Source organism: Leisingera sp. SA215 (assembly GCF_055902035.1).
The window spans coordinates 1-15,779 of record NZ_JBVVXU010000052.1; the positions used below are offsets into that span (position 1 = coordinate 1).

Sequence of the window (15,779 nt, forward strand, 5' to 3'; positions counted from 1 at the left end):
AAGTGAAACACCCGGTCCCTTCCCGAACCCGGAAGTTAAGCACTGCCGCGCCGATGGTACTTGGGCTCAAGCCCTGGGAGAGTAGGTCACCGCCAAACCTAGTAAAATCCAAATCTCTCGCAACGATACAATAATAACCTGACGCGGGATGGAGCAGCCAGGTAGCTCGTCAGGCTCATAACCTGAAGGTCGCAGGTTCAAATCCTGCTCCCGCAACCAACACAATTTCCTCAATACCTTCAAAGGCTTCAGGCATAACGCCCGGAGCCTTTCCTGCGTTTGCACCCGCCGCACCCGCCGCCAGGCGCAGCAGCCCGGCCAAGTCGCCCTCAAGGGTCAGATCCAGGCCAGGGCCCTCCGCCGCAGGCGCCAGCACGATCCGCTCCACCAGAGCCCGCAGCGCCTCCTTGGCCTCGACCATGCCCTCGGCCGTGCCAAGGCCCTTGATCCGCCGGGTGACCCGCTCCCGGTAGGCCTCCGCCATCGACGGGTGAAACACCACCGGGTCCGGGGCAGGGCTGTGTTCCAGCTTGCGGGTTTCGCAAATTCCCGGACAGGGATTTCGGTAATTCCCGGACAGCTCCGGGCTCCGAACACGGTTGGTCATCGCCTGGTCCCGTCACGGCACTCTGCCGATCCTTCAACCGGATCGGGAGGGGACAGCCGCCTGCCGGGCAGCGGATAGCACCGGGATCAAGTTCCTTGGCGAGTGGCAGGCCCGCAAGCACGGCGTTCAGGGGCGGTGCCAATCACTGTCCGGCAGTTGATTGCAAAGCAATCAATGAGAGGGGCGCAAGCGGCATCTTGCGATGGATGCTGCCACGTCTGACACCCGTGCTGTCGGATTCACCCCCGGCCGCGACGGCGACAGTCCGGTCCTGCCGGAACTGCTCGATCAGATTCCGGAGGACGAAAAGATCAGCAGCGTGACCGCAGACGGAGCCTATGACACGCGCCGTTGCCACTCCGCCATCATCGAGCCTGGTGCCGCCCCGATTATCCCTATCTGCCAGAATGGCCGGCCGTGAAAAGAAAACTGCTCGGCTGCACAGGTCAGAAACGAAACCTTGCGCGCCACCCGGTACTAAGGCCGGGCCGTCTGGAAACGCGGGACGGGATACCACGCCCGGAGCCGGGTCGAGGCAAAGATGCGCGGCTTGAAGGCATTCGGCGAGCGCATCGCTGCAAGAGACCCTGACCGCCAAACCGCCGAAATCCACATCCGCATCGCCCTCATCAACCGCTTCCATGCACTCGGCGCCTAAGTTCAGAGGCGAAAGGGGAAGTCAGGCCGCAAGAAGGCGTTCTGCAACAACGACCATCGCATCCGTCGCCAGAAAGATCGTCACAATCGTGAACGCGCTGTTCGAATCAGGGCATTAATGCAACGCTCAGCTCGCATAACAAATACAATTTCTAGGCGGGCGCGGTTCAGAATGGCTTAGAATGCGACGCGCAGTCCCGCGCCAATTTCGCGCGGTTCTAGGATTTCAACCGCTCCGCTGCGGCTGGTCGACAATGCAGCGCGGTTGTCGAAAATGTTGTTAACATAGGTGAAATATTCCAAGTTGTCGTTCGGGCGATAGCTGAGGCGGAGATTGGACAGAGCGTAGCCGTCAACATGTGAGTCGGGTTCATTTGTGTCGCTGCTGAAATACCCATCCACATAGCGCGCATCGCCGTGAAGTGTCAGATTGTCCGTGATATCCCACGCGGCAGACACCCCAATGGAGTAGCCCGGAGCCCGGGCGAACTCATTTCCCTCGTATTTCGTTCCGTCATGATCTGTAAACTTGCTTACCTCGGTCTGCAGGGCACCTAGGCTCGCTGAAAGCCGCAGCGACGATGAGGCGTAATAGTCGGCGTCCAGCTCCAATCCGTAGGAATGTGCTTTTTCGCCATTAACGATCATTGAGCCCTGGGTCACGGTGCAGTCTGCGTCCAGGCAGTTTGTGACAGAGCGCTGAATGTTCTCATATTCTGTATAGAAGAGGTTCCCTGCCAAAGTCATCGCACCGCCAAGCGCACTGCCACGCACGAACAGCTCAGCATTCTTTGCCGTCTCGGGCTGGAACTCATAATACGCTTGGCCGCGGAAATTCGTGCCGGCACCACCTGGCAGATATCCCTTGCTAACTGTGGCGCCCGCGGTCCAGTCGGGGGACAGGTCATAAGCCAGCGTCAAGGTGGGCATGAGCTCGGTGAAGTTTCGGTCATAATTGAGAGGGCCTGGCACATAGCTGGTCGTCCCGTTGATTTCTATCTGGTCCTGTTGCAGTCTGAGGCCCCCGGTCAGAGCCCAGTCCTGCGCAAAACGCCAGGTGGTCTCTCCGTAAAGGGCGGTGCTGCGGGTGCGAAAAGTCAGGGCAGCTTTCCCGAAGGGGGCGCCAAAGTACGTGTTTGTAAAATCGGCACTGGTATCTTCATCAGAGTAGTACAGGCCCGCGACGCCGCTCCAGACATCTCCTGGTTGCCCGAAAGTCAGTTTCAGTTGATTGCTGAAGTTCTGATAGTCTCTTGATGCCGCTCCCGAGTAGGGATAGGCAAATACGAAGTCATACTTGGCTTCGGAGTACTGAAGCTGGTTTGCAAGTTTTACCCCGTTGAAAAAGTCGTATGCGACGTCCAGAACGAGCCCGTCTGAAACCACGTCCATATAGTCTTGATATTCGCTCGTGTTTTTCAGCGCATCATAGGGCGGCGTGACAGTTTCGTTATTTGGCCGGTGCAAATCGGTATGGGAGTAGGTGAGCTTTACCTGAAGCCCTGGCAGATCGGTGGGTTCCCAAAGCAACTTGATCCGCCCGTTCAGGCTGGCGAAGTCGTAGTCAAAGCCTGGCTCTGTGAAGCTGGCGTTGGTGTAGGTGACGAAAGTATCCCGGCCTGTGTAATCCAATGCAATGCGAGCAGCCAGGTCGTCGCTCAGCGGTCCGGATGCGGCGAAGGAGAGACGGCGTTTGTTGCGGCTGCCGTAAACGATCTGCCCGGCATATTCCGGCGTGAAGGTCGGGTCTTTTGTGTTGACAACAATGGCACCGGCGATGGCGTTTGCGCCCTGTGAAGTGGTTTGCGGGCCTCGGAACACTTCCACTGTTTCGACGTCCCAGCTCGTGGTGCCGCCGGCACCCAGTTCGATTGAGGTGACATACCGGCCGTCGACGCTCATGGTGGCGCGTGGCAGCGGTTTGGCCAGATAGGCATTGCCTCCAACGAGCGGGCCGTCGCTGTCCACGCCGCGAATGATCGGGGCGCTGGTGGTGCCTGGTATGAAGACGTTCGGCGTGTCCGCGATCACTTCGTTGATTGTTGAAGAGGCTGCTTTTTCCTCCAGTTCCTCGCCACCAATGACGCTGACTGAGCTGGAGGTATCTTGCAGGGAGCGTTCTGCTGTGATGCCCCGGACGATGATCTCGTCCAGCTGAACAGTTCCTCCAGAGGTGTCTTCGGCGAATGCGGATGTTCCTGCCAGCAGGGCGGGTGAACTTAGCGCGCTGGCCAGAAGGGCCGCGCGACGGGAAAGGCAATAGGGCATCAGATTGTTCCGGATCGCATATAGCAAATTTGTTTGAAGGTTTAGATGCGCGCACAGGCACACGCCGTGCGGACGGGCCGTCGGGAGGTTGAGAGAGAGTGGACAACGGCGCCTCTCGCCGCCGCTTTGACGTGGGAGTAGGTGATTAGATGTCAGGCATCCCGGGAACCCCTTTGTATTTCATTGACCGGCATTGACGGGCAACTTAACGACGGGCGGCGTCTTGGCGGCGTCTTGGCGGCCCCGGCGGGCCGACCGCGGCACCTCGGGCATTGCAGACAACACACTGTCTCCGTCAGTCCTACCGGGCATTGCGCACGCCAAGGGCGTTACGGCAGGCTGGGCACCGCATAAATGGGCGCTCAGCAGGCTTCTGTCAATTAGTTTATTGAGTGCAAACTAAATGGGGGTTTTGGCACAGCCATGTCAGGGAAGCAAATTCTTGCGTCGGCACCTGGCACATCCAGGCGCCTGTCAGCTTTGCGGTCCGATCAATGCCATGACGCCCGCTATCATGGCCTCAATGCCAAACCCGTGCAGCTGTTCGGCATCGGCGCTGCTGGGGGTTTCGGCACGGGAGGCATCGGCAACTGCGATACAGTGGTAGGCAATGGTAAAGAAAACCCGGTTCGACTGATCGAAAGTCAGTCCAAACCTGTCCGCAACCCGGCGCTGATGATCGTAAGTACGCTGCATCATCGGCTCGGTGATCCAGTCCCGCCGCAGCAGATAAGGGGCTATGCCGGAGTGTTCATACACCAAGTGCCAGATGCTGAGACTAAAGCGATGCATGTATTCAGTCAGGTCCGTATCTGCGGCCGGGTCGGGCAACGGCCAGCGCAAGAACGCTTCTTCTGCCACGAGTGTTCGCAGATCTTCCAGGCTGTCGACACGCTTGTAGAGGGCAACCTGGGATACGCCCAATGCATTTGCCACCCCGATGAAGGTGAGATTCGGCAGGCCAATTTCGATGCCTGCATGGGCGATCCGGTCGCGTGTGATGGTGCGCGGGCGACCGCGGGCGGGTTTCGGTTTCTGGTCGGTCACGCTGGTCCTTCGATCTAGCCTGTTCTGGCTGGGCTGGGTGGAAAATATGGGTGCTGCGCTGGAGTTGCAAACCCCTTTCCCGCGGCGCCAGCCAAGACGATGCAAGCCTGCTTGTACAATTAGTTTAGTGGTACTATACAAAAAACACCCCAGATGCGCGCAAGCTGCGCGTCGAGGCAGTCATTTCCGCATCTGACAAAAAAACCGAGATATTTCATGAGCGAAAACAATGCGCCAGAAGCAGTCGGCGCCCCCGCGGGCATGGACAGTTTGCTGGCACCTATTCGCGGCCGTCTGCGCCGGGCGGCGTTGCTGGCCGGGGTTGGGCAGGGGTTGGCCTTGGTGCCGCTGGCGGGCTCAGCCGTCATCGCGACGCGTATGCTCGCCCCGGAAAATACAGGGGCCGAGGCGGTGCTTTGGGCCATGGCAGGGCTTAGCATCCTGTGTTTGCTGTTCGGGTTGTTGCTGATCTCAGCGGGGGAGTATCTGGCGCATCTCGCCGATGATGCCCTTACTGCGGATCTGCGTAAGCGGGTGGCGGCGCGGCTTGCGCGCGTGCCACTTGGCTGGTTCACCTCGCGTGGGGTTGGGGATGTGAAGCAAGCGCTGCAGGACGACATGGGCACTTTGCACGAACTGACGGCGCATTATTTTACCGGCCGGGCGCGCTGCTGGAGCGCCATCGCGGTGACCGCCTGTTTCCTGGCCTATTGCGACTGGCGTCTGGCCGCGCTGGCGCTGGCGCCGTTTCCCCTGCATCACCTGATTTTTGGGACAGCGAAAAAGTCGATCAGCCACGAGCGGATGGCGCATTTTGCCAAGGCGCAGACGCAGATCAGCGATGCGGCCCATGGTTTCGGCCGGGCGATGCCGGTAATTCGCGCCTTCTCCCGGTCCGGCGAACTGCCAGCGGCCTACCGCAAGGCGGTGGACGACTTTCTCGAAGCGTTTCTGCGTTTTACCCGGCCGTTGATTGCCCCGTTGGCTAATGCTAACGCGTTGATTGCGCCGGTTTCGGTCACAAGTCTGGTGCTGATCTTTGGGGTCTGTTTCCTGTGGCTGGGTTGGCTCGCGCCTGTGGACATCCTGCCCTTTGTTCTGATGGCGCCGGGGGTTTCAGCGCCGATGTTGATTCTGGGGTTCATGGCGCATGGGCTGGCGCAGGCCAGTGCAGCGGCGGCGCGGATAGATGCGGTACTGGCACTGCCAGTGCTGCCGGAGCCGGCACCGCAGGATCGGGTCGTTCCTAAGGGAAATGTGATGCAGTTCGATGCCGTCAGCTATGGTTATGGCGGCAGTCATCCGGTGCTGTCAGATATTTCGATGACGCTGGAGCCGGGGACGATCACCGCCATCACCGGTGTGTCAGGGGCTGGAAAATCGACTCTGGCCCGGCTTGCCTTGCGGTTTTTTGACCCGACCCAGGGGCGCATCATCCTTGGTGGTGCAGATCTGCGTGATATCGGCCTGCCCGAGCTCTACAGGCGGGTTGGGTTTGTCCTGCAAGAGGTGCAGCTGATCGACGCAAGCCTGCATGACAATATCGCCCTCGGTCGCCCCGGGGCCAGCCGTGAGGAGGTTAAGGCGGCCGCGCTGGCGGCGCATATCCACCACCGGATCGAGGCCCTGCCGAAGGGATATGACACCATCATCGGCCGCGATGCAGAGCTATCGGCGGGCGAGGCGCAGCGCGTCACCATCGCGCGCGCGGTGCTTTTGGATCCGCCGATTCTGGTGCTTGATGAGGCCACCGCAGCGCTGGACGGGGAAAGCGAACTGGCGGTGCAATCGGCGCTTTCCGACCTGTCCCGCAGCCGCACGTTGCTGGTCATCGCGCACCGGCTGGAGACCATCGTGGCGGCGGATCGCATCGTGGTTCTGGAGCAGGGCCGGATCCGCGAGGTGGGCACCCATGCGGAGCTGATGGCACAGCAGGGACGCTATGCCGGGCTGTGGGCTGCCAGCAGCGGACCGGGGAATGCAAACGAAAGCAGAAAAAAGGCGGTCTGATGATCAAGCTTCTGACGAGGCTGCTCGGTGCGGATGGCGCCGTGCTCCGGCGCTACGGGCTACTGGCACTGGCCTGTGGTGTTTTGAATGCACTCACCATTGCGCTGACAGTGCCGGTGATGCAGCACGCGCTGCGCGGTGACCTCGCTGCCGCCGCTGTATGGATCGGAGCCCTGATGCCTGCGGCCCTGTGCTGCTGGCTGCTACGGCGGCGGGTGGAAACCGCCGGCATCGACGTGGGAATAGCGGTGCTGCGCGGTGTCCGGCTGCGGCTGGGCCGTCATGTCGCCCGCCTTCCGGCGGGCTGGTTTGATACCGGTAGCGCTGGGCGGCTGGCGCATGCGCTGACAGATGGCGTAATGGAAGTAGCGCAGTTGCCGGCGCATGTCTTCACACCGGTGCTGACCGGGCTTGCGGTGCCGCCGGTGCTGATTCTGGTGCTGTTGCTGCTGGATTGGCAGACTGGCAGTCTGGCGGCTTTGGCGCTGCCGGTGCTGATCGGGGCGGGGGGGCTGGCCGGGCGCTTGGGGCGTAAGGCCGGGGAAGGGTTTCACGCCGCTGCCGCCGAGACCAGCCAGAGGGCGGTGGAATTTGCACGTTCGCAGGCGATCTTAAGGGCCTTCAATGCCTCCGGGGCGCAGTTTTTGGACGCGGCCTTTGATCGCCAACGCCGGTCTTCACGACAGTTGATCCGCCTCTCGACCCTGTCGGTGATGATGAATAGCTGGGTTATTCAAGGGGTTTTTGCGGGCGCAATCCTAATGGCCACGCTCCGGTACGTCGATGGTCTGCCCCCGGAGCGCGCGGTGGCGCTGGTGGTGGCCCTCGTGCTGGTGATGCGGTTTCTGGAGCCGGTGACCGAGCTGGCAGGCTTTGCTGCCGCGCTGCGGGCCGCCAGGGCGCAGCTGATCACGCTTACAGAAATTTTGGATGCCTGCCCGTTGCCGGTTCCAGCGCAACCGCGGCAGCCCAAGGATGCCTCTGTCACGCTGGAGAATGTCTACTTTAGCTATCACCCCACGGCCGATGCGGTGCTGAAAGACCTGTCCCTACAGGTGCCGCAGGGCAGCATGACCGCGGTGATCGGCGCCTCCGGGTCGGGGAAATCGACGCTGCTGCGGCTGGTCGCGCGGTTTCATGATCCAGACGGCGGGGCGATACGGATTGGTGGCTTGGATCTGCGTGAGATGTCGGAACAGACGCTGTCCGAACTGATCAGTCAGGTGTTTCAAGATACCTATCTGCTGCCGGGCACCATTGCAGATAACATCCGCATGGGACGTCCGGACGCCACCGCGGAAGAGCTGGACGAGGTTGTGCGCCTCGCCGGTGTTGACCACATTGTAACGCGATTGCCGGAAGGGATGGACAGCCAGGTGGGCGACGGCGGCGTGCGGCTGTCCGGCGGCGAGCGTCAGCGTATTGCCATCGCCCGCGCCCTGTTGAAGGACGCGCCGATTCTGCTCGTGGACGAGGCCACATCAGCGCTGGATGCGGAAAATCAGGCCATCGTCACACGTGCGCTGGCGCAACTGCGTGGCCGCCGGACGCTGATCGTGGTGGCGCATCGGATCGCGACACTGGACATGGCCGATCAGGTTGCAGTGCTGGAAGGCGGCAGGGTCGTTGAATGCGGCCGTCCGGCGGACCTGGCAGCGCGCGGCGGACCCTATGCCGCGGCCATTGCGCGCGACCGCAGCGCCCGGTGCTGGCGCATCGGGGGGCAGGTATGACGGTGCCGGTGGCGCGCAAGCTGCAGAGTGCCGCAGCCTTCTGGAGGCAATCGGCGCAGGCCATGCTGCCCCTGATCTTTGTGGTGCTGTGCGTGCTGTCGCTAGCGGTTGGTGCCGGCGGTCTGGGGCCGGAGGGGCTGCTGCGCCCAACATCGGAGCAACTACTGATCCTGACGGCCAGCCGACTGCCGCGGTTGGCGGCGCTGGTACTGACCGGCGTCGGGCTGGCTGTCAGCGGCGTGCTGTTGCAGCTGATCCTGCGCAATCGTTTTGCTGAACCTGCCACGACCGGGGGCATGGAGGCGGCGAAGCTGGGTATATTATGCGCCATCACCGTGCTGCCCGCATCCGGGCCGCTGCTGCGGATGGGGTTTGCAATAGCGTTCTGCCTGGCAGCCAGCCTGTTCTTTGTCGCCCTGTTGCAGCGTCTGCGGTTTCAGGACACCATTCTGGTGCCGGTAATCGGGTTGATGTTCGGAGGTATATTGGGTGCGATAGCCGAGTTTTTCGCCCTCAGTCAGAACAACTTGCAAAGCATGCAGAGCTGGATGCTGGGGGATTTCTCCCGCGTGGTGCAAGGCAATTACGAGCTGATCTACCTGATCCTGCCGGTTGTCCTGCTGACTTATGTGTTTGCGCAGCGCTTCACGCTGGCCGCAATGGGGCGGGATCTGGCGGAAAGCCTTGGGCTGCGCTACCGCCGCATGGTGCTGCTGGCGCTGCTGCTGGTCTCTGCCACGGTGTCTGCGAGCGTCATCACCGTAGGGACGGTGCCCTTTGTAGGTCTGGTGGTCCCCAATCTGGTAGCAATCTGGCACGGCGACAACCTGCGCCAGACCCTACCCGCCGTTGCTCTGACGGGGGCGGTACTGCTCCTCGCCTGCGACATTTTTGGGCGTGTAGTTATCTATCCTTACGAAGTGCCTATCGGTCTGACGGTGGGGGCGATTGGCGGCCTGATCTTTCTGCTGTTGATCCTAAGAGTGCGGCGGTAGCGATGCGGTTTGGCCTGATCCTGCTGCTGCTGGCGATGCTGGCTTTGGCATATGTGCTGTGGGGGGGGGCGGTGCCGCCTGAGTTTATCCTGCAGCGCCGTCTATTGCGGCTAGGGGCAATGGTGGCCGGTGGCTGTTGCATTGCGCTCTCTTCCATCCTGTTTCAGACCGTGGCCCGCAACCGTATCCTGACGCCTGCGGTGATGGGCTACGAGGCGGTATATCTTCTGTTTCAGGCTCTGCTGATCCTGGCGTTCGGGGCCGAGAGCCTGCGGACCCTTGGCGCGGCGGGCAATATGGTGCTGTCGGTACTGGTGATGCTGGGCTGGTCGGTCGGGCTGCATGTCTGTCTGCTGCGCCGCCGCGGCACGGACATCAGCCTGTTGTTGTTGGCGGGCCTGGTTCTGACGCTGGTGATCACCAGCTTCACGCAATTCGTTCAGCTACGCATCAGCCCAGGAGAATTTGCCATTTTCCAGAGCTTTGCTCAGATGTCCTTTGACGGGATCACCGGCGTGCAGCTGGCGCTTGCGGCCATGGCCGTCTGTTTTCCAGCGGCTCTACTTGTTCGGCGGATGGCGGTTCTGGACGTGGTGGCGATGGGCCGTGAACAGGCACTTTCGCTGGGGGTCGACCATGGCAGGGAAACCGCGCTGATCCTGGGGCTGATTGCGCTGCTGACAGCGGCCTCGACCAGTCTGATAGGGCCGTCGGTCTTCATGGGCGTGTTTGTGGCCAACATCGCCTATCAATTGGCCGGGAGCCATCACCACCGTCGCACTTTGCCGATCGGCTGCCTGATTGCCGTCGCCGCAGCGCTGCTGGCGGAACTGCTGGTCCAGCATCTGTTCCAGTTTGCCACAAGTGTCGGACTTCTTATCAACCTGACCTGCGGGATCTATTTCCTGCTGCTCATCCTGCGCAAGCGGAGCGTTTCATGATTACCGTCTCGAAGCTGGCGAAATCCTATCGCGGCAAACCGGTGCTCCAGCCGATAAGCGCCGCAATCCCGCGGAGCGGCCTGACCTCGCTGATCGGGCCGAACGGGGCCGGAAAAAGCACCTTGCTGATGCTGATGGCCGGGTTGCTGGAGCCATCCGGCGGAGAAATCTGCCTCGATGGCCGCCCGCTGGGCGATTTTCCACCCCGTGATTACGCCCGCCGGGTCGCAACCTTGCGGCAATCCAGCCTGTTCGATCTGCGCCTCAAGGTCGAAGAGCTGGTTGCTTTTGGCCGCTTTCCCCACGGCCGCGGTCGGCTGGCCGCGGCCGACCATGAGGCCATTGATCGTGCCTTGGCGCTATTGTCTTTGGAGGATTTGCGGAAGAGATACATCGACGAGCTGAGCGGCGGGCAAAGGCAAATGGCTCTGCTTGCGATGACCATTGCGCAGGAGACTGATTGCCTGCTTCTGGATGAACCGCTGAACAATCTCGACATGCAGCACGCGGTTCAGGTCATGGAGGTGCTGCGCACTCTCTGCGATAGCTACGGGCGCACGGTGGTGGTTGTTATCCATGATATCAATTTCGCCGCCAATTATTCTGATCACATGATTGCGCTGAAGGACGGTAAGTTGGTCGCCGAAGGGCAAACCGGGCTAATAGTGACCGAGCGCCATCTGCAAGCGCTCTATAACCTTGATTTCGAAATTCTGACACATGGCGGAAACCGCCTGTGCAACTATTTCACCCCCCGCAAAAGGATCTGACGATGGGTATTTCTGCAATGAGTTCAATCAAGCAGGCGCTGTTGGCCGGTCTGGCGTCCCTGGTCTTCACAGGTGCCGGGGCCGAGGAGGCTGTTGTAGTGCCGTTCAGCCCGCCGCTGGTGATTGCGCATTCGCTGGGCGAGACCGTACTGGCGCATCGGCCCATACGTGTTGCCGCCCTTGGCATGAATGATCTCGATTTTCTGGACCAGCTGGGGGTGCCGGTCGCCGGCGTGCCCAAGGATTTCGTGCCGCATTTCCTCGCCGGGTATGTTGAGGATCCTGAGGTCAGAGATCTTGGCTTTATCGTCAAACCGGATGTCGAAGAGGTCTACGCCCTGCAGCCTGATCTTGTGTTAATGACGGCGCTGCAGGCAGAGCATTACAGCGACATTTCCACCTTTGCGCCGGTGCTCTATTTCGACGTTGACTACCGCGACAGCCGCCGCGGTCATCTGCAGGCGATTACGGAACACTTCGCGACGCTGGGGCGGATCTTTGGCAAGGAGGACATCGCCCGCGCCGGGATCGCGGCTCTGAATGCTAAGGTAGCTGACCTGAATGCCGCACTGGCAGAACGGCCGGAGAAGGCGCTGATCCTGCTGCATAACAACGGAGCGTTCAGCGCCTTCGGCACCACCTCGCGCTATGGCTTCGTGTTCAGCGACCTTGGCGTTGTTCCGGCCGGCGGTTTTGACGAGACCGGCTTGCACGGCCAACCGGTCACCAGCGAATTCATTCAGGCTGCGGATCCGGATATTCTGTTCATCATCGACCGCACGGCTGTTATGACAAATCGACCTGTGCTGAGCAGGGCGTATATCGCCAATCCGTTGCTAGAGAACACACCGGCCTGGAAGAACGACCGCGTCGTCTTTGTCGACCCGGAGGCGTGGTACACGACGGCAGCCGGGCCGACGTCGCTGTCGATCATTATCGAGGAAATCCGGGAAGCCTACGCCCGGCCATGACTGTGCGGCCCCCTGTTGTTGAATTTGGCAGGCAGCAGCTTTGACAACAGGCGCCGCTTTACGCAGTTTCGCTAGTAGGAGACGCGCCGCGGAAACCTCTCGTCAGGAGTTTTTAGGTATCAGTCCCGTGTCGGCGCACTCCGAAACGTTTATGCTGCCGAACCGTACTGATCGGGCCGGGGCGAGCGCTTGCTTCATGGCGGAAAAACATCTAACCGTTTTCAAAATCTGCCAGAAAACGAACTCTTCTAGCCATTCATCCAAAGTGGATTTCGTGAAAGTGGCGCGTACTTGCCCGGCAGGCTTACTGGGTTTTATCGAGGACTGGGAGCGTTTGATCGCAATTGCCAGCCGGATCGTCGACAGCCGCACGGAGGCTGAGAAGCTGGTGCAGGACAGCTGGTTGCGGTGTGCCGCCAACGTTTTCCACCAGCCAAGGCAAAGCCCGGCTTTCGCACAATCGTTGCAAATTTGGCTTGGGACTGGCGCCGCCGCCAAAAGCGTGAAACGCGCATCACAGACACGCTGGGCATAGCGTGCGACGATCCGCGTGGTGCCACCGCGTTCCGATTGCGGCGCGTAGGCGGGCTGACCCAGGCTCAGATTGCCACGCGACTGGATACTGTCCCTTCGCGCGTTCATGCCTAAGTGGTAAAAGCTCTGACGCATCTGACTTGCTGTCTCATGGACCAGTATGCGCCAATGCCGCACGAGCAGCTTCGTCCTTGTCCGATATTGCGGCCATTGCAAACCTTTAGTGTAGGCCGTCAACGAACCTTGCAGTTACCCATAAGTGTCTGGCGGCGGCGTTACGATGCGGGCTCCTTCGACGAGGCCGGCGAGGCGGGAGAAGCCTCGCCATATGACGGTCGTCCCTGGTGGCGCGTCGGAAGCGCGGTTGAGATAGCCTGCAAGGCGCGCGACCGCCCTGACATAGAAATCAAGATTGTCCGGTTCTTGCCGCTTTCTACCCGGGGTCGCGTGTTCGTGCATGCGGCGCTCCTCTTCGGTGAAGACGGCCGCCGGCGATGCTTCAGGTGCCTCGCGGCTCAGCATGGTCAGCCATGACACGCGCCATGCTACGACGCAGCACAACGCGATGCAGTTGGCCAGGCGATCAGCCGTGGCCAAGCGCAGCTCTTCGATCCGGCACCCGGTTTTGAGGGTCCGGAAGAAGGTCTCGATCTTCCAGCGCAGCGCGTACCATTCGAGCTTGTGTACAGCGTCCGCGTGGGTCGCCACCGGCAGGTTCGTGATCAGCTTCCAAATAACGGGTGCTCGGCCCACCGGCGGGTCGAACTCCTCGGCGTGGATGATCTGGAGGTCCTGATGCCGGTATTTCCGCTGCTTTCCGATCGGTGGCCGGACCGTCATCGTTGCGTGCCGGACCGACAGCACAGCACAATGATCCTTGCCCTGCGCGTCGCGGAACCGGACTTCGTGGGTTCCGCTGGACTGCACCTCGGCCATCACCTTGGCAGTGGTTGTGCCGCCATCCTCCGCCAAGCGGTCGACACAACTCCGAACGAGGAAGTTTGCCCCGAGTTCTTCGGCCAGGCAATAAAGCTCATAGATGTCGCTTTCCCGATCACCGGCATGCACACAGCGTTCGGGCGCACCTGCCAGTTCGGTGGACAGGCGCAGGTTATCAAGCCAGCGCATGCTTTCTTTCTGCTCGATCGGTACCCGGGCCGGATTGATCTTGCGCTTGAGCGCGGCGGTCCCCTTGAGCTTTGCGCGCGACCAGAACTTGGCGGCGGTCAACCCCAGCGGAAGCCCGTCGGACGTGATCGCCAGGCTGGCATGCATTAGGAGCCCGCAGACCGCATGCTTCTGATAGCGGCCTTCCTTCAGCTTGCGTCCGGTCGACACCTTCGTGAACCCGATCTTCTCCGGAGCCGAGCGCTTGAAGGAGAATTCCGTAGTGTCTTGCAGGATCAGGATGGGACCGTCGGTCGCCTGGATGCGCAGCGCAGAGGCCGCGAAATGGCCCTCAAGGATCTTGTCCTCGCTGACATTACCATTGGACAAGAAACGGTAAGCGGCCTTTGTGTCCGACCAGTCCTGGAACGCCGTGGGCAGCGATTTCCCCGGCCGCTCCCCGAGAGCCTCGAGCATTGCCCCGAGCCGCCGGTTCAGCCGCACGTCACCCAAATCACACCCGGCGGTTTCCGTTTCCACCCAATTCTGCCCCATGCCCGCACCTCACTCATTCGGTGCCACATGGCGAATCATGATCGGGGCTTCTCGGGCAAGACAAAGTCTTGTGGATGAACCTATTCGCCACACGACTTGTGGGTAACTTCAAGCCGATAATCATCAGCCTTTCCTGTTGAATTCGTTCGGGCGGCAGGCGCCTTACTCTGCCGGTTCCAGCGCAACACCGTTGCCGCGCAGATAGGCTTCGGCCTCAGCCACCGAACACGGCGGCGGTGTCGGATCTAGGCCAATCATCCGGGCCACGTTGTTGCGGAGGTAATCCTCAAGCGTACCGGGCGGCCGCCCGCAAATTCGCCCTCGAGGATGAAATCGGCCTCGGCAAACCCCTTTTCGACATCGCCGCGCTCAACCTTCACCGGATCCAGCACCAAGTTGCCGCCGGGGCCAACATCTTGGATTGCAGGCGCACCGGGCTTAATGGTCTCTTCGGGGGTAAAGACGGCGGGCAGTTCCTCGTATTCGATTTCGATCTGCTCCAGCGCCTCTTCGGCAATCACTTCGCTGACGGCGGCAACCGCAGCAACACCCTCGCCCCAGAACCGCACCTTGTTGTCGAGGATGTACTGATCCTTGGTGCAGGAGACCGAACGCGGATGCGGCGAGCCATAGTGCAGCACGCGGGGCACGTCCTCATCCGTCAGAACCGCCTTCACGCCCGGATAGGCCAGCGCCTTTGAAACATCAATGTGCCTGATCCGGGCATGGGCCACATCTGCGCGCTTGACCTTGCCATAGAGCATACCAGCGGGCATCAGGTCGGAAACGTAAATACCTTCGCCAGTCACCTTCTCGATCACGTCTTCGCGTATGACGCTGGTGCCGACGATCCGGAACTGGTTTTGCAGGGTACCGGTGGGCTTGTTCATGTTCTGGCTTCCATCCCGCTGGTCAGGCGCATTTCCTGCGCGGCGCTGCGGGTCGCATCGAAAATCTTGTTGTGGCCGGTGCAGCGGCAAATGTTGCCGCTCAGGCCAAAGCGGATTTCTTCATCCGTTGGGTCCGGGTTTCCCTCCAGCAGTTCGCGGGCCATCATCAGTATGCCTGGGGTGCAAAAGCCGCATTGCGACGCGCCGTGCCGCATGAAGGCGTCCTGCAATGGGTGCAGCGCCTCAATGCCGCTTTGCATCCTCTCGATGGTCTCGACGGATTTGCCATCTACTTCGACGGCCAGCATCAGACAGGCGTTGACCGGCTGCCCGTCCACCAGGACAGTGCAGGCGCCGCAATCGCCCACGTCGCAGCCTTTCTTGGTACCGGTCAGCCCTAGGGTCAGGATTCATAACCAGAAGATGACGGTTGCAGCGAGGGCGATGGCTGAGAGGAAGACTTTCGGACAGCGGTCATAGCGGGTTGCCACGCGCCGCCAGTCCTTCAGCCTTCCGAACATGATCTCGATGCGATTTCGCCGCTTATACCGGCGCTTGTCGAATTTGACCGGGATCTTGCGTTGCTTTCGGCCGGGGATGCAGGCGCGTATCCCTTTGTCTTGTAACGCCCCTCGGAACCAGTCGGCGTCATAGCCTCGGTCCCCGAGCAACCAATCGACGCTTGGGAGGCTGC

Annotated in this window: 13 protein-coding genes, 1 tRNA gene, 1 rRNA gene and 1 pseudogene; 9 read left to right on the plus strand and 7 right to left on the minus strand. The window is 61.0% G+C overall.

The window, feature by feature from the left end; genetic code table 11:
* The 3 genes and pseudogenes from rrf to AC0KW6_RS22035 all read left to right on the plus strand — a co-directional run.
* Positions 1-98 (plus strand): 5S ribosomal RNA (gene rrf / locus AC0KW6_RS22025); the annotation flags it as partial.
* Positions 99-142: 44 nt separating this feature from the next.
* Positions 143-219, plus strand: a tRNA-Met gene (locus tag AC0KW6_RS22030).
* Between the two features lie 461 nt (positions 220-680).
* Positions 681-1,265 (plus strand): annotated as a pseudogene (locus AC0KW6_RS22035) (IS5 family transposase); the annotation flags it as partial.
* 176 nt (positions 1,266-1,441) lie between these two features.
* Here the strand turns inward: AC0KW6_RS22035 and AC0KW6_RS22040 are convergent.
* Together AC0KW6_RS22040 and AC0KW6_RS22045 are read right to left on the minus strand one after the other, a co-directional pair.
* Positions 1,442-3,532 (minus strand): TonB-dependent receptor, encoded by a 2,091-nt coding sequence (locus tag AC0KW6_RS22040; RefSeq protein WP_323778698.1) that lies wholly within the window; start codon positions 3,530-3,532, stop codon positions 1,442-1,444.
* A 474-nt stretch (positions 3,533-4,006) separates the two neighbouring features.
* Positions 4,007-4,579 carry a TetR/AcrR family transcriptional regulator gene (locus AC0KW6_RS22045; RefSeq protein ID WP_323778696.1) on the minus strand — a complete coding sequence of 191 codons (573 nt, stop codon included), beginning with the start codon at positions 4,577-4,579 and terminating at the stop codon, positions 4,007-4,009.
* 216 nt (positions 4,580-4,795) lie between these two features.
* On the opposite strand from AC0KW6_RS22045, the gene AC0KW6_RS22050 reads away from it, so the two are divergent.
* From AC0KW6_RS22050 to AC0KW6_RS22075, 6 genes are read left to right on the plus strand one after another with little or no spacing between them, the layout of a single operon-like run.
* Positions 4,796-6,589: an ABC transporter ATP-binding protein gene (locus AC0KW6_RS22050; protein ID WP_323778694.1), complete on the plus strand. Its 1,794-nt coding sequence runs from the start codon at positions 4,796-4,798 to the stop codon at positions 6,587-6,589.
* On the plus strand, positions 6,589-8,322 hold the full coding sequence (locus tag AC0KW6_RS22055) for an ABC transporter ATP-binding protein (RefSeq protein ID WP_323778692.1): 1,734 nt from the start codon (positions 6,589-6,591) through the stop codon (positions 8,320-8,322). Before AC0KW6_RS22050 ends, AC0KW6_RS22055 begins: the two co-directional genes overlap by 1 nt.
* Positions 8,319-9,317: an ABC transporter permease gene (locus AC0KW6_RS22060; protein ID WP_323778690.1), complete on the plus strand. Its 999-nt coding sequence runs from the start codon at positions 8,319-8,321 to the stop codon at positions 9,315-9,317. Before AC0KW6_RS22055 ends, AC0KW6_RS22060 begins: the two co-directional genes overlap by 4 nt.
* Before the next feature lie 2 nt (positions 9,318-9,319).
* Entirely contained in the window at positions 9,320-10,258 is a 939-nt protein-coding gene (locus AC0KW6_RS22065) for an iron chelate uptake ABC transporter family permease subunit (RefSeq protein WP_323778688.1), read from the plus strand.
* On the plus strand, positions 10,255-11,028 hold the full coding sequence (locus AC0KW6_RS22070) for an iron ABC transporter ATP-binding protein (protein ID WP_474036128.1): 774 nt from the start codon (positions 10,255-10,257) through the stop codon (positions 11,026-11,028). Before AC0KW6_RS22065 ends, AC0KW6_RS22070 begins: the two co-directional genes overlap by 4 nt.
* 17 nt (positions 11,029-11,045) lie before the next feature.
* On the plus strand, positions 11,046-11,999 hold the full coding sequence (locus tag AC0KW6_RS22075) for a siderophore ABC transporter substrate-binding protein (protein WP_323778684.1): 954 nt from the start codon (positions 11,046-11,048) through the stop codon (positions 11,997-11,999).
* Positions 12,000-12,101: 102 nt separating this feature from the next.
* On the opposite strand, the gene AC0KW6_RS22080 is transcribed toward AC0KW6_RS22075, so the two are convergent.
* The 5 genes from AC0KW6_RS22080 to AC0KW6_RS22100 all read right to left on the minus strand — a co-directional run.
* Positions 12,102-12,668, minus strand: a complete 567-nt coding sequence (locus tag AC0KW6_RS22080; protein WP_474036129.1) for a hypothetical protein — start codon at positions 12,666-12,668, stop codon at positions 12,102-12,104.
* Positions 12,669-12,782: 114 nt separating this feature from the next.
* Complete coding sequence (locus tag AC0KW6_RS22085) at positions 12,783-14,195, minus strand: IS4 family transposase (RefSeq protein WP_474036130.1); 1,413 nt, start codon at positions 14,193-14,195, stop codon at positions 12,783-12,785.
* 254 nt (positions 14,196-14,449) lie between these two features.
* Positions 14,450-15,085, minus strand: coding sequence for a hypothetical protein (locus AC0KW6_RS22090; RefSeq protein WP_323778678.1), 636 nt, complete (start codon positions 15,083-15,085; stop codon positions 14,450-14,452).
* A complete protein-coding gene (locus tag AC0KW6_RS22095; protein ID WP_323778676.1) occupies positions 15,082-15,453 on the minus strand; it encodes a (2Fe-2S)-binding protein in 372 nt (123 codons plus the stop codon). Before AC0KW6_RS22095 ends, AC0KW6_RS22090 begins: the two co-directional genes overlap by 4 nt.
* A gap of 42 nt (positions 15,454-15,495) precedes the next feature.
* On the minus strand, positions 15,496-15,779 hold a 284-nt coding region (locus AC0KW6_RS22100; protein ID WP_474035950.1), incomplete at its 5' end, for a transposase.